Genomic DNA, 13,254 nt, shown 5'->3' on the forward strand with positions numbered 1-13,254 from the left:
GAATATCAACATTTTCAAGATTACATGTCTGATAAGGATCTCTTTGAAGTAGATTTATCAAAGTTATCTCCAAAAGTTCTTTTGGATTTATTGTTAGAGTGTGAAAAAATTTTTGAACAAAATAGAAAAATCGGTTTTATATTTAAAATAAAAAGTATTTTTAAATATAAAATAAGAAATTTTAGTTTTTATAAGCAAAATCCAGATTTTTTAGCTGCAACGATTCAGAAGAAATTCTATGAGACTGAGTTGGAAAAACTTAATAAAAAGTTATCAAAACTCGAAAATGATTATGAAACGAATTTAGGTGATGAATATATAGCCAATATGATAGAATATTCAAAATCTATTTTGAAAAGTGCTTTGTTAGAAAAATATATTCCTGGGGCGCCTCGGAAAGTAAATAATACAGATAACTCTGCAAAGAATAGGCTAAATTTTTCTAAAAAAATTTTAAAAGATTATCCTATAATCTTAAGTACAACATTTTCTGCCAGAAACTGTGTAGCTGATTCTATGTTGTACGACTATTTAATTATTGATGAAGCCTCACAAGTCGATATTGCTACAGGAGCATTAGCTTTATCATGTGCTAAAAATGTAGTAATTGTTGGAGATATTAAGCAATTACCAAATATTGTTACAAGGGAAGCAAAAGAAAAGTCAGAATGTTTACGAAAGGATTTGAAGATAAAACCTATATATAGCTTTAAAAAGAGCCTTTTGGAAGTAATGGTAGAATTATTTCCTGAAGAGCCTGCTACCTTATTGAAAGAGCATTATCGCTGTCATCCTAAAATTATTCAGTTTTGTAATCAAAAATTCTATAATGGGAAATTATGTATTATGACTAAAGATTATGGCGAGAAAGATGTGCTTATTGCTTGTAAGTCTGTAGCGGGGAATCATGCACGCCAGCACTCAAATCAGAGAGAAATTGATATCATAAAAAAAGAGGTGATTGATTATTATCTATTAGATAATAATACTACAGGAATTATTGCTCCATATCGTAATCAGATTGAGTTGTCTCAAAATCAACTGGAGGAATATATTAGTGAAACTGTACATAAATTTCAAGGTAGAGAATGTGAAACAATAATCCTTTCTACAGTAGATAATCAAATAACACATTTTACTGATGATCCCCACCTATTGAATGTGGCTGTTTCAAGAGCTAAAAATCGACTTATTTTAGTTACTTCTGGTAATAAACAAAAATCAAATATGAATATAACAGATTTAATAGACTATATTGCATATCAAAATTGTGATATCAAAGACAGTATGGTTAGATCAGTATTTGATTATCTGTATAAACAATATGAAGAACGTAGACTAAATTATTTTAAAATCGGAGCAAACATTCAAAATATGATTCAGAAAATTTGATGTTTGAATTACTAAAAGAAATTCTTACTTCATATTCAGAGCTTGACTTTATCACACAGTACCGATTAAAACATTTGATAAAAGATTTTTCATTGCTGTCATCTGATGAAGCAACATTTGTTAATCAGAGTCGAACCAGTGTAGATTTCCTGATATTTAATAAGGTTACAAAAGTTCCAGTTCTAGCAATTGAAGTTGATGGGGTTAAGTATCATAGTAATCCTGACCAAATGAAGCGGGATTCGATGAAAAATAATATTTTCAAAAATTATCAACTTCCTTTACTAAGGTTAGCAACAAATGGTAGCGGCGAGGAAGAAAAAATAAGGATTGCTTTGGCTGATTATAAATCAACTGACGAAATCATTCAGTCAAAAGATATGATTAACAATATTTAAATAGTAATAATTCTATATTCGAGGAGGAATTAATGCCTATCACCGGTATTATCGCAGAGTTTAATCCTTTTCATAATGGGCACAAATATCTGCTGGAGCAGGCTTCTGGTCTGAAAATTATCGCTATGAGCGGCAATTTTGTTCAGCGAGGGGAGCCGGCTATCGTGGACAAGTGGACTCGGGCACAGATGGTTTTGGAAGCTGGAGCGGATCTGGTTCTTGAGTTGCCTTTCTTAGTCAGCGTTCAGGCGGCAGACTTTTTCGCTAAGGGGGCGGTGGACATCTTAGAGAGACTGGATATCGAACAGCTGACTTTTGGGACCGAGGAAGTGCTGGATTATGAGAGTATTTCTAGGGTCTATGGTGAAAAGGCAGAGCAGATGGAGGCTTATCTAGCTAGCCTGCCGGATTCCCTATCCTATCCTCAAAAGACTCAGGCCATGTGGCAGGAGTTTGCAGGGCTCAATTTCTCAGGCTCTACGCCCAATCATATTTTGGGCTTGGCCTATGCCAAGGCTGTGACGGGAAAGGTTATAAAGCTGTGCCCGATTCAACGTCAGGGTGCTGGCTACCATTCCTTGTCAGCTGATCAGGAATTTGCCTCCGCAACGGCCCTTCGTCAGAAGTTGGATCAGCCAGACTTTATCAAAAAATTCACTCCAGCCTATCACTTGCTTGACATGGCACCCAAGGTGACCTGGTCGGACTTTTTTCCCTATCTCCGTTACCAGATAGTGACCTGTCCAGATTTGACGGACTTTTATCAGGTCAATCAGGAATTGGCCGTTAGGATTAGAGAGGCCTTGAAAAGCAGTGAGACCATAGAAGAGCTGGTCGAGCAGGTGGCGACCAAGCGCTATACCAAGGCTCGGGTCCGGCGTCTGCTGACCTATATCCTGGTCGGAGCTAGACAAGAAGGGCTTCCGTCAGGGATTCATATATTAGGCTTTTCCGAGCAGGGGCGCCAGCATTTGTCCAAGCTTAAGGGAAAAGTTGAACTGGTCAGCCGAATCGGCAAGGAGCCATGGGACGGTTTGACCCAGCAGGCTGACAAAGTTTATCAGCTGGGCAATCCTGCACTGACGGAGCAGAATTTTGGACGCTTTCCACTACAAAATACTCTCTGATAGTATAGATAGATTTGAGAAGTTTACTTGTAAATAGAGAGTGGGACAGAAATCGGTAATTCGTTAGAATTCGATTTCGTCGTCCCACCTCCGCACAGTTGAGTAGGGCTGTAAAAGCTGATGAAATCAGCGTAGTAGAGCCCACTCAACCACTGCATCTTGCTTGACAATCCAAAGACAATTGAGGAGGTTGGGACAAAAAGATTTCAATTTTTAAAAATCTTAATTATTAAGTCCCTCAAATCTATAATTAAATGCGAAAAGCGAACAAAGCAGAATTCTGATTACCAGAAAACTAGTTTTGTTCGCTTTTTATATTTGAGGTCGGACTTTTGTCCCAGCCTCTTCTTATTCACTAAATCGTAGGAAATATCCATCTGGATCCAAAACCCCAAATTCATGGGGATAAATAAAGCTATCTCCTACTCGAAATTCTCTTTTGGTCAGCGGACGATGGATGGGATAGTCAGCTTCCAGTAGTTTTTTGTGGAGCTGAGGGACATCCTCGATGCCAAAGGAAATATTGACACCGCGTCCGAAAGGATAGGTCAGTTGGGCTAATTCTTCTGCGCTGCCTTCTTCTAGCATAAGTTGGCAGTCTTCAAGCGAGAGGAAGAGAAATTTGTCCTCTGGACGCTCGTATTCGACAGAGAATCCCAGCAAGTCGCAGTAGAAGTGGCGTGACTTGTCGATGTCAGATACCACGAATTCAGGAATGACAGCTTGATAGTCCATTAGCTTTCTCCTTAGAGCTCAATTTCCATGACAATCGGTGTGTGGTCTTGCCGTGCACCAGAGTCAATCATATCAGACTTGGTTACCTTGTCAGCCACGCGATTGCTGGTCAGCCAGTAGTCGATTCTCCATCCTGTGTTGTTGATTTTAGAAGTCTTGCTGCGCTGCGCCCACCAAGTGTATTGGTTAGGGATATCGCCGTGCAAGTGGCGGAAGGTATCGGTAAAGCCTTTAGCCAGCAGGTTGGTAAAGCCAGCGCGCTCTTCGTCGGTAAAGCCTGGTGAACGGCGGTTGCTGGCTGGATTGGCCAAGTCGATTTCCTTGTGGGCCACATTATAGTCACCAGTTGCAAGTACTGGTTTTTGTTCATCTAGTGAAGCCAAGTATTCAGCGTATTTGACATCCCAGACTTGACGCTCTTCCAAGCGTTTGAGACCATCGCCAGCATTGGGCGTATAGACCTGAGTGACGAAGAAGTCGTCAAATTCCAGCGTAATGATGCGACCTTCAACATCCATGGTTGACGGAGCGCCGATTTCTGGGAAGGTCACGATTGGTGTCAGCTCTTTTTTGTAGAGGAACATGGTTCCAGCATAGCCTTTGCGGGCTGGCTCTTGAGACGAACGCCAAGTGTTTTCATAGCCTGGGAAGAGCTCTTCTAAAATCTCAAGATGTTTTTTAGTAGGGCCTTTAGCAGAAAGCTTTGTTTCCTGAATAGCGATGATATCCGCATTTTCTGCTTGTAAGGTCTGAAGGACAGCCTGAGAGAGCTGAGCGCGTGCAGAATCACTGGTCAAGGCAGCGTTTAAAGAGTCAATGTTCCAAGAAATGAGTTTCATAAAATGTCCTTTTCTAGTAGAAATTTCCTGAGTTTATTATACCAAAAGATAGAGTTGATTTATAGCAAAGTGATTGTGAGAGGCTTGAAAAGCATGAAAGCTTTTCGACAATAGTTGGTGTATAAAATTTTAAATACTCGATTATCACAGATGGTGTTGCCCAAATTGATGTCTTGGAAGTTATTGACAAGACTGACGAATGTTTTCTTATTATAGTGGTCTTTTATTTGGCATACCGGCCTTGCGGGGGTATTTGTTGGGAGTTTCTTTCTTCTTTTCAACCACTGTGATAAAGCGGGGATCGCCGTTCGGTAGGGCATAACTGAGGTTGTCTTGGACCTTGCTAAAGAGTAAGTTAAGAGCATTTTTTGCTTCGTCCAGTTCTTCTGGAGCATTGGAAGCCTTGAGCGCCAGCAATTTCCCGCCAACTTTAAGGTAAGGAATGGTCAGTTCAGACAGGACCTGCATCCGAGCAACCGCACGGGCAGTGACTAGGTCAAATTGAGCCCGAAAAGCCTTGTCCTGAGCAAAGTCTTCTGCACGACCGTGGTAGAAATGAACCTTGTCCAACCCGAGCTCCTCTGCAAGTAGTTTTAGGAAGTTGATTCGTTTGTTGAGGGAATCAATGATAGTCACATCCAGCTGGGGACAGATGATTTTCATAGGGAGGCTAGGAAAGCCGGCACCGGCTCCGATATCTAATAGCTTAAGCTCTTGATTATCAATCAGGCCTTGCAAAACGGGCGCAATTGAATCATAGAAGTGCTTGAGATAGACTTCGTTTTTCTCTGTGATAGCCGTCAGATTGATTTTTTCGTTCCATTCGACCAAGAGTTCAAAATAACGCTCAAACTGGTCTTTCTGGCGGTCGGTCAGCTCAATTCCCTGCTGGCTTAGTAGCTGGTAAAATTCTTGCGGTGTCATAGTTTCATCCTTGTTTGTCAGTATTCATTCTATTATATCATAAAACGAGGCAAGGTGCTGCTGCCTATCAGCTTCTTGGGTACCCAAGGATTAGATACTGACTTGCCTTGATTTCCAGAATTTGTTTTCTAGAAAAGTGAAGAAGCTTTTTCTAGATTTCTGACTACTTTAGCGTTTGGATATTACTCAAGCTAAAGCTCTTTTGCTAGATGACATGTCAAGAAAGACAGGTTGAGCTTTTTTTGTTATAATAGGTGCAATCAAATCATAAGGAGTATCTTTATTATGTCCATGTTTTTAATTATTATTGCCGTTGTGGCAGTTGTAGCTATTTTCGTGATTTCTGTTTACAATGGTCTTGTTAAAAGCCGTATGCAGACTCAGGAAGCTTGGAGTCAGATTGATGTCCAGCTCAAGCGCAGAAATGACCTGATTCCCAACCTTTTAGAGACGGTTAAAGGTTATGGGAAATATGAGAAATCAACCTTGGAAAATGTTACTCGATTGCGTAACCAAGTAGCTGCTGCCTCATCACCTGCTCAAGCTATGGAGGCTAGTGACGCTCTGACTCGTTCGATTTCTGGTATCTTTGCAGTTGCTGAGAATTACCCAGATCTTAAGGCAAATACAAACTACTTGAAACTTCAGGAAGAGTTGACAAATACAGAAAATAAGATTGCTTATTCTCGTCAGCTTTACAATTCAGTAACCAGCAACTACAATGTCAAAATGGAAACTTTCCCAAGCAATGTCATTGCAGGTATGTTTGGCTTTAAAGCAGCAGACTTCTTGAAGACACCAGAGGAAGAAAAGGCTGTTCCTAAAATGGATTTTAGCGATTTGGGGTAGGTGGCTACTATGTTGTTTGACCAAATTGCCAGCAATAAAAGGCGTACTTGGGTTCTCCTCGTCGCCTTCTTTGCTCTTTTAGCTTTGATTGGGGCTGCTGTCGGCTATCTTTGGCTCGATTCTCCCTTTGGCGGAATGGCCATTGCCTTTATCATCGGTGGTATTTATGCTGTCAGTATGATTTTTCAGTCCACAGAGATTGTCATGTCAATGAACGGTGCGAGGGAAGTTTCCGAGCAGGAGGCGCCTGAACTCTATCACGTTGTGCAGGATATGGCCATGGTGGCTCAGATTCCTATGCCTCGGGTCTTCATCGTAGAAGATGCCTCGCCCAATGCCTTTGCGACTGGCTCAAAGCCTGAGAATGCGGCAGTGGCTGCCACAACTGGCTTGCTTGCCCTCATGAATCGTGAAGAGCTTGAAGGTGTAATGGGGCATGAAGTCAGTCACATTCGTAATTATGATATTCGCATTTCGACGATTGCAGTGGCGCTTACAAGTGCTGTCACGATGCTGTCTAGCATGGCTGGGCGCATGATGTGGTTTGGCGGTGGTGGCCGTCGAAGAAACGATCGGGACAATGACAATGGCTTAGGAATTGTTTTGATGATTGTCTCTATACTAGCTCTTCTTTTGGCGCCGCTTGCTGCAACATTGGTGCAGTTGGCCATCTCTCGTCAACGTGAGTACCTGGCAGACGCTTCAAGTGTTGAGTTGACCCGCAATCCTAAGGGCATGATCAATGCCCTGCTGAAGTTAGACAATAGCCAGCCCATGGAGCACCATGTAGATGATGCCAGTGCAGCTCTCTACATCAATGATCCGAAGAAAAAGGGTGGCTTGCAAAAGCTCTTCTACACTCACCCACCAATTTCTGATCGGATAGAAAGATTGAAAAATATGTAAGAAGGAAACCTAGGCTTCCTTCTTTTTTTGTATGGAATTGCGACGATTTTTACTCTAGTTATTTTTGAGGCTGAGTAGAAGGCAGACACCACCAAGCAGAGAGAAGACCAACCAAGCGCTTCCCATATTCCAAAGGCCGAGACTAGTGAAAAGCATGCTTCCTAGCGGAATGGAAAAGCTAAAAAGCATAGTGAGAAAGTTGGAGGTTTGGGCTAATACTTCTGGAGGAAGTTTACTCAGTAGCATGCTGTTGATTTTAGGATTGATTTTTCCAGAAATGTACATGAGAAAGGTCAGAAAGAAAATTCCCAAGAGAGCAGGAGCTTGGAGTAAATTGCTGATGCCTAAGAGGAGGAGAGCTAGCGAGCACCAAACGACGAGCCGCATCAGAGAGAGATTGGAAAAATAATCATTTGAGAAGGCACTAGCAGAGATAATCCCAATCACTGTGCAGGACTCGATAACTAGTAGAGACTGGCTCAGGTTTAGCCCCCAAAATGGGTGATCCAATAAATAGAGATTATAGAGTCCCATGATAGAGCCGGCCAGTGCATTTAAGAGGAGGACTTGAAGCAGCACTAGCAGGAAGTTTCCGATTTTCTCTTGTTCAAAAATCATTTGGACATTCTGGTAAAGGTCTTTCATCTGAGTCTTGAAAGGAAGTTTTTGCTCTGAAACAGCAGGGGCGTCATGGGTGAGTTTTTGGCGAATCAGATAGAGAGTGCTTGAGGAGAGTAGGAAGCAGAGGGCGTTGATGAGGGCGACCATAGCGAAATTCTGCTGGCTGATACTCAGTAACCAGACGCCCAAGGCTTGCCCAGCAAAATTTCCTAAAAAAGTAAGAAGTTGAGTGAAAGAGTAAGCTTCCATCAAATCTTTCTCTTCTATATTTTTCTGTAAGATAGGCATCTGTAGGCCACTGCGATAGTCGCTGATAATGTCGGAAAAGATATTGAGAAAGCAGACGGTAGCAAAGGCGAGGTAGGAGGCAGACTTGGTTAGGAGGGCGACTAAGATGAAGAGGAAGGCCTGCAAATAACCTAGATGAATAAGCCAGCGAGCCTTTCGATGGGTTTTGTCAGCTTTCATCCCGACAAAGACTGTGAAAAAGGTAGGAACAAGAACGATAAAATTAGCAATACCAACGGCAAACTTGGGCTGGGGCATGCTAGAAGCAAATACGATAAAAACGATGTTGTAGATAGAAGAGCCTAGGATATTAAAGACCCGTGACAGACTGATAGAGGCAAATAGTCTATTTCTTAAAGCAAGTTTCATAATAAATCTCCTTTGGGGACGAATCAATTTCGGAATGTGAAGGAATTCCAACTCGCAATGCATTGGTAGTTATGATTATAGCAAAATGTGGCATGCCCGCAAGACCTTTTCGCTGACTGGTAGAAGCTGGTAAGCTAAGTGGTAGATTTCTAAAAGTGACTTGCAAAAGCTATAAGGTAGCCTATCAAAAGCTGATATATTCTTTTAGATTTTTTTTTATACATGAATGTGATATAATAGATAGGATATGACAAAAGAATTTCATCACATTACTGTACTTCTTCACGAAACGATTGACCAGCTTGATGTTCAGCCAGATGGCATCTATGTTGATGCGACCTTGGGCGGAGCTGGTCACAGCGAGTATCTTTTGAGTAAGCTGGGAGACAAGGGGCATTTGTATGCCTTTGATCAGGATCAAACTGCGATTGACAATGCCAAAAAACATCTGGCTCCCTATATTGAGCGGGGTATGGTGACCTTTATCAAGGATAATTTCCGCAATCTCAAGACTCGTTTGAATGAAGTAGGGGTCGAGAAGATTGATGGAATTTGTTACGACTTGGGCGTATCTAGTCCGCAGCTGGATGAGCGGGAGCGCGGTTTTTCTTATAAACAGGACGCTCCGTTGGATATGCGGATGAATCAAGAAGCTAGCTTGACAGCTTACCAAGTTGTGAATCAATATCCTTATAACGACCTAGTCCGTATTTTTTTCAAATATGGCGAAGATAAGTTTTCCAAGCAGATTGCCCGTAAGATCGAGCAAGCGAGAGAAGTCAAGCCTATCGAAACGACGACGGAGCTGGCGGAGATTATCAAATCAGCCAAACCTGCTAAGGAACTGAAGAAAAAAGGTCATCCAGCTAAACAGATTTTTCAGGCCATTCGGATTGAAGTTAATGACGAGTTGGGGGCGGCCGATGAATCCATTCAGCAGGCCATTGACTTGTTGGCTGTAGGTGGTCGTATTTCAGTGATTACTTTTCATTCGCTGGAAGATCGCCTGACCAAGCAACTATTTAAAGAAGCTTCAACCGTAGATGTTCCCAAAGGTCTGCCTTTCATTCCAGATAATTTGCAGCCCAAGCTGGAGTTAGTTTCACGCAAACCCATTTTACCAAGCAAAGAAGAATTAGAAGCCAATAATCGCGCCCATTCTGCGAAGTTGCGCGTGGCTAGGAAGGTGCATGAGTAAGTTTCATGGCAGAAAGAAAGCAACACCCTATTCAAAAACGGATTCGGAAATTTTCTCGAGTCGAAAAAGCCTTCTATGGCTCCATTATTTTAACAGCGATTATCCTTGCAGTCAGTATTGTGTTTATGCAGACCAAGCTGCTGCAGGTCAATCATGATTTGACTGAAGTTAATGCTCAGATTGAGTCAGAACAGGCTGAATTGGATAATATTAAGCAAGAAGTGAATGAATTGACACGTTATGAAAGGCTGTCCCAGTTGGCCAGCTCTCAGGATATGAAACTCCAAAAAGGAAATCGTAAGACAGTGAGTACAACCAATGAGTAATAGATTTTTAAAAAATATTCAGCGATATGCTTTAAAAAATAGACAAAGCCCAGAATACAATCGACGAAAAGTTGGAAAAAGTATGAGTGCCTTGGCCGTCTTTCTTTTTTTCATTTTCTTAATTAATTTTGCGACCATTATCGGGACAGATCAGAAATTCGGTGTTAATTTGTCAAAAGGTGCCAAGCAAGTGCACCAAAAGACAGTCGTGGTCGCTGCCAAGCGAGGAACGATCTATGACCGCAACGGTGTCCCGATCGCTGAAGATGCAACGACCTATAACATTTATGCTGTTATTGATAAAAATTACAAATCCGCCGCTGGCAAGGTCCTCTATGTAGAGGAATCCCAGTATGAAAAGGTTGCTGAAATTCTTAATCAACATCTAGGAATGGATAAGGACTATGTTAAGCAGCAACTTGCGCAAAAGGATTTAAAACAGGTTTCTTTTGGTTCTCAAGGAAATGGAATCACCTATAGTACTATGAGCTCTATCCGGCAGGCAATGGAGAAGGAAAAGATAGAGGGGATTGATTTTACAACCAGCCCTAACCGTAGCTATAGTAACGGTATCTTTGCCTCGCAATTTATCGGTCAGGCTCAGATGCAAGAGGATAAAGATGGTAACAAAACTCTTGTAGGGAAATCCGGTATGGAGCAGTCGCTAGACCGTATCTTGGGTGGTCAGAATGGTCTGGTTACCTATGAAAAAGACAGCAAAGGGAACATCATCCCAGGTTCAGAGGAAGTTTCTGTTAAGACAGAAGACGGAAAAGATGTGTATACAACCCTCTCTGCCCAGCTACAGACATACTTGGAAACGCGGATGGATGCCTTCCAAGAAAAAGCTAAGGGAAAATTTGTCAGTGCGACTTTGGTCAGTGCTAAGACAGGCGAGATTCTAGCAACGACCCAGCGTCCGACTTATAATGCGGATACCAAAGAGGGCCTGAATGTAGATCATTTGAAAACTTGGAATAGCTTCCTTTACCAGACGCAGTATGAGCCTGGATCAACGATGAAAGTTATGACTCTAGCCTCAGCGATTGATAATGGATCCTTTAATCCAACCGGAACATTCGATAGCTCAGAATATAAGATTGCAGATGCTACCATCCGCGACTGGGATGTGAACATGGGGTTAGCAACAGGACAAGTCCTGACCTATGCTCAAGGCTTTATTTTCTCAAGTAACGTTGGTATGACACGCATTGAGCAGGATATGGGCAATGCCAAGTGGATCGATTATCTATCGAAGTTCAAATTTGGCTTACCGACTCGTTTTGGGATGGGCTATGAAGAATATGGTGCCCTGCCGGCAGATAATGCTGTAACCATTGCCATGAGTTCCTTCGGACAAGGGATTGGGGTAACCCAAGTACAGATGCTACGTGCCTTTTCAGCTGTGTCAAATGATGGTGTCATGTTAGAGCCGAAATTTATCTCTGCCATCTATGACTCAAAAACGGGTAGCGCTCGTAAATCTCAGCCAGAAATTGTCGGTCATCCAGTTTCAGAAAAAGCAGCGAAAACGACTCGAAATTATATGATTCAGGTCGGAACCGTTCCTTACTATGGAACCCTGAATATCGGTGGTGAGCCGGTTATCCAAGTTGCTGGGCAAGATGTGGCCGTAAAATCCGGAACAGCCCAAATTGCGACAGATAAGGGCTATTTGGAAGGGGAGAATAATAACATTTACTCCGTAGTAGCCATGACGCCGGCAGAAAGTCCAGATTTCATTATGTATGTCACTGTTCAGCAGCCTGAAGTTAAATTCTCCCCTCTTTTCTGGCAGGAAGTTGTCAATCCAGTCTTGGAAGAAGCTGTGGCACTTAAAGATAGCTTGAATCTAACTGGCGATAGCCCTGCCTTGGAATTGGTTGAAAAAGAAACAACCTACAAAATGCCATCTATCGATGGTTTGACCAAGCAACTGAAGTTAAAAAATCAAATTAGCCCAGGAGGCTTGGCTGATGAGCTTCGCCGCAATCTAGTGCAGCCAATCATTTTAGGAACAGGTAGTGAAATCAAGAAGATTTCTGTAAAAGAAGGGCAAGAACTGAAAGCCAATCAACAGATTTTGATTTTAAGTGATAACTTTGAAGATTTGCCAGATATGTATGGCTGGACCAAGGAAAATGTGGAGCAATTTGCTGAATGGCAAGGGCTGGAAGTCAATTTTAAAGGCAAAGGCTCAAAAGTTGTCAAACAGAAGGAAAAGGTCAATACAGACCTGAAAAAATTGAAAAAAATAACCGTTACATTGGGAGACTAGCATGTTAACAGCAATTATTGCAGGAATTCTGACCTTTATCCTAACACTTGTTGGGATTCCTACCTTTATCCGTTTTTATCACAAGGCTCATATTTCAGGCCAACAAATGCATGAGGATGTTAAGCAGCATCAGGCAAAGGCTGGAACGCCGACGATGGGGGGAACCGTCTTTCTGGTTGCTTCTGTTTTGGCTAGTTTTGTGACAGCTTTGCTTTCTCAACAACTATCCAACGGTTTGATTATGATTCTCTTTATCTTGGTTCTCTACGGAATCGTTGGCTTTTTGGATGATTTTCTCAAGATCTTCCGTAAAATCAACGAAGGTCTGAATCCTAAACAGAAACTAGCTCTGCAGCTGGTAGGGGGAGTTATCTTTTACTTCTTCTACAATCAGCACGGGGCAGGTGACTCTCTCAATGTCTTTACGATTCCAGTGCAGCTGGGCTTCCTCTATATCTTCTTCGTCCTCTTTTGGCTGGTTGGTTTCTCCAACGCTGTCAATTTGACTGACGGAATTGATGGCTTGGCTAGTATCTCCGTTGCGATCAGCTTGGTGGCCTACGGAGTCATTGCTCTGGAGCAGAAGCGCTTTGACCTTCTGATTGTCATTATCAGCATGATTGGTGGTTTGCTAGGCTTCTTTGTCTTTAACCATAAGCCAGCTAAAATTTTTATGGGGGACGTGGGCAGTCTTGCTTTGGGCGGTATGCTTGCGGCCCTCTCTATTGCCTTGCACCAAGAGTGGACCTTACTTCTCATCGGAATCGTCTATGTATTTGAAACGACTTCTGTTATGATGCAGGTGACTTATTTCAAGCTGACAGGTGGCAAGCGGATTTTCCGTATGACGCCAGTCCATCATCACTTTGAGCTTGGTGGCTTTTCTGGTCATGGCCAGCCTTGGAGCGAATGGAAGGTCGACTTCTTCTTCTGGGGCGTAGGCCTCTTAGCCAGCTTGCTGACTTTAGCCATTCTATATTTGTAATATGAAGGTGGGTGTAAGC

Annotated in this window: 13 protein-coding genes; 9 read left to right on the plus strand and 4 right to left on the minus strand. The window is 42.3% G+C overall.

Annotation, left to right across the window (positions count from 1 at the left end; genetic code table 11):
* The 3 genes from ACWPVL_RS06355 to ACWPVL_RS06365 form a co-directional block, all read left to right on the plus strand.
* On the plus strand, positions 1-1,392 hold a 1,392-nt coding region (locus ACWPVL_RS06355), incomplete at its 5' end, for a DEAD/DEAH box helicase (RefSeq protein WP_454387695.1).
* Entirely contained in the window at positions 1,392-1,790 is a 399-nt protein-coding gene (locus ACWPVL_RS06360) for a DUF2726 domain-containing protein (RefSeq protein ID WP_454387697.1), read from the plus strand. The genes ACWPVL_RS06355 and ACWPVL_RS06360, both read left to right, overlap by 1 nt.
* 32 nt (positions 1,791-1,822) lie before the next feature.
* Positions 1,823-2,917: a nucleotidyltransferase gene (locus tag ACWPVL_RS06365; RefSeq protein ID WP_454387699.1), complete on the plus strand. Its 1,095-nt coding sequence runs from the start codon at positions 1,823-1,825 to the stop codon at positions 2,915-2,917.
* Between the two features lie 348 nt (positions 2,918-3,265).
* Here ACWPVL_RS06365 and ACWPVL_RS06370 read toward each other — a convergent pair whose 3' ends face one another.
* The 3 genes from ACWPVL_RS06370 to rsmG all read right to left on the minus strand — a co-directional run bounded on the left by ACWPVL_RS06370 (position 3,266) and on the right by rsmG (position 5,415).
* Positions 3,266-3,652: a bleomycin resistance protein gene (locus tag ACWPVL_RS06370; RefSeq protein ID WP_454387701.1), complete on the minus strand. Its 387-nt coding sequence runs from the start codon at positions 3,650-3,652 to the stop codon at positions 3,266-3,268.
* An 11-nt stretch (positions 3,653-3,663) separates the two neighbouring features.
* On the minus strand, positions 3,664-4,491 hold the full coding sequence (locus ACWPVL_RS06375; protein WP_061909737.1) for an exodeoxyribonuclease III: 828 nt from the start codon (positions 4,489-4,491) through the stop codon (positions 3,664-3,666).
* Positions 4,492-4,701: 210 nt separating this feature from the next.
* Positions 4,702-5,415, minus strand: coding sequence for a 16S rRNA (guanine(527)-N(7))-methyltransferase RsmG (gene rsmG / locus ACWPVL_RS06380; RefSeq protein WP_454387703.1), 714 nt, complete (start codon positions 5,413-5,415; stop codon positions 4,702-4,704).
* Positions 5,416-5,706: 291 nt separating this feature from the next.
* On the opposite strand from rsmG, the gene ACWPVL_RS06385 reads away from it, so the two are divergent.
* Together ACWPVL_RS06385 and htpX are read left to right on the plus strand one after the other, a co-directional pair.
* Positions 5,707-6,264, plus strand: coding sequence for a LemA family protein (locus tag ACWPVL_RS06385; RefSeq protein WP_454388204.1), 558 nt, complete (start codon positions 5,707-5,709; stop codon positions 6,262-6,264).
* A gap of 9 nt (positions 6,265-6,273) precedes the next feature.
* Entirely contained in the window at positions 6,274-7,170 is an 897-nt protein-coding gene (htpX, locus tag ACWPVL_RS06390; protein ID WP_454387705.1) for a zinc metalloprotease HtpX, read from the plus strand.
* Between the two features lie 54 nt (positions 7,171-7,224).
* On the opposite strand, the gene ACWPVL_RS06395 is transcribed toward htpX, so the two are convergent.
* The gene (locus ACWPVL_RS06395; RefSeq protein WP_454387707.1) at positions 7,225-8,448 is read right to left on the minus strand and encodes an MFS transporter; all 1,224 of its coding nucleotides are present in this window, start codon (positions 8,446-8,448) and stop codon (positions 7,225-7,227) included.
* 247 nt (positions 8,449-8,695) lie between these two features.
* Here ACWPVL_RS06395 and rsmH point away from each other — a divergent pair, with 247 nt between their 5' ends.
* From rsmH to mraY, 4 genes are read left to right on the plus strand one after another with little or no spacing between them, the layout of a single operon-like run.
* Positions 8,696-9,646, plus strand: a complete 951-nt coding sequence (rsmH, locus tag ACWPVL_RS06400; RefSeq protein ID WP_454387709.1) for a 16S rRNA (cytosine(1402)-N(4))-methyltransferase RsmH — start codon at positions 8,696-8,698, stop codon at positions 9,644-9,646.
* 5 nt (positions 9,647-9,651) lie between these two features.
* Positions 9,652-9,972 carry a cell division protein FtsL gene (ftsL, locus tag ACWPVL_RS06405; protein ID WP_005591835.1) on the plus strand — a complete coding sequence of 107 codons (321 nt, stop codon included), beginning with the start codon at positions 9,652-9,654 and terminating at the stop codon, positions 9,970-9,972.
* Positions 9,965-12,250 (plus strand): penicillin-binding protein PBP2X, encoded by a 2,286-nt coding sequence (gene pbp2x / locus ACWPVL_RS06410; protein WP_454387711.1) that lies wholly within the window; start codon positions 9,965-9,967, stop codon positions 12,248-12,250. The genes ftsL and pbp2x overlap by 8 nt, the downstream gene beginning before the upstream one ends.
* A 1-nt stretch (position 12,251) precedes the next feature.
* Positions 12,252-13,235 (plus strand): phospho-N-acetylmuramoyl-pentapeptide-transferase, encoded by a 984-nt coding sequence (gene mraY / locus ACWPVL_RS06415; RefSeq protein WP_454387713.1) that lies wholly within the window; start codon positions 12,252-12,254, stop codon positions 13,233-13,235.
* The last annotated feature ends 19 nt before the right edge of the window (positions 13,236-13,254 follow it).

This window comes from Streptococcus sp. Marseille-Q8145 (assembly GCF_965112035.1).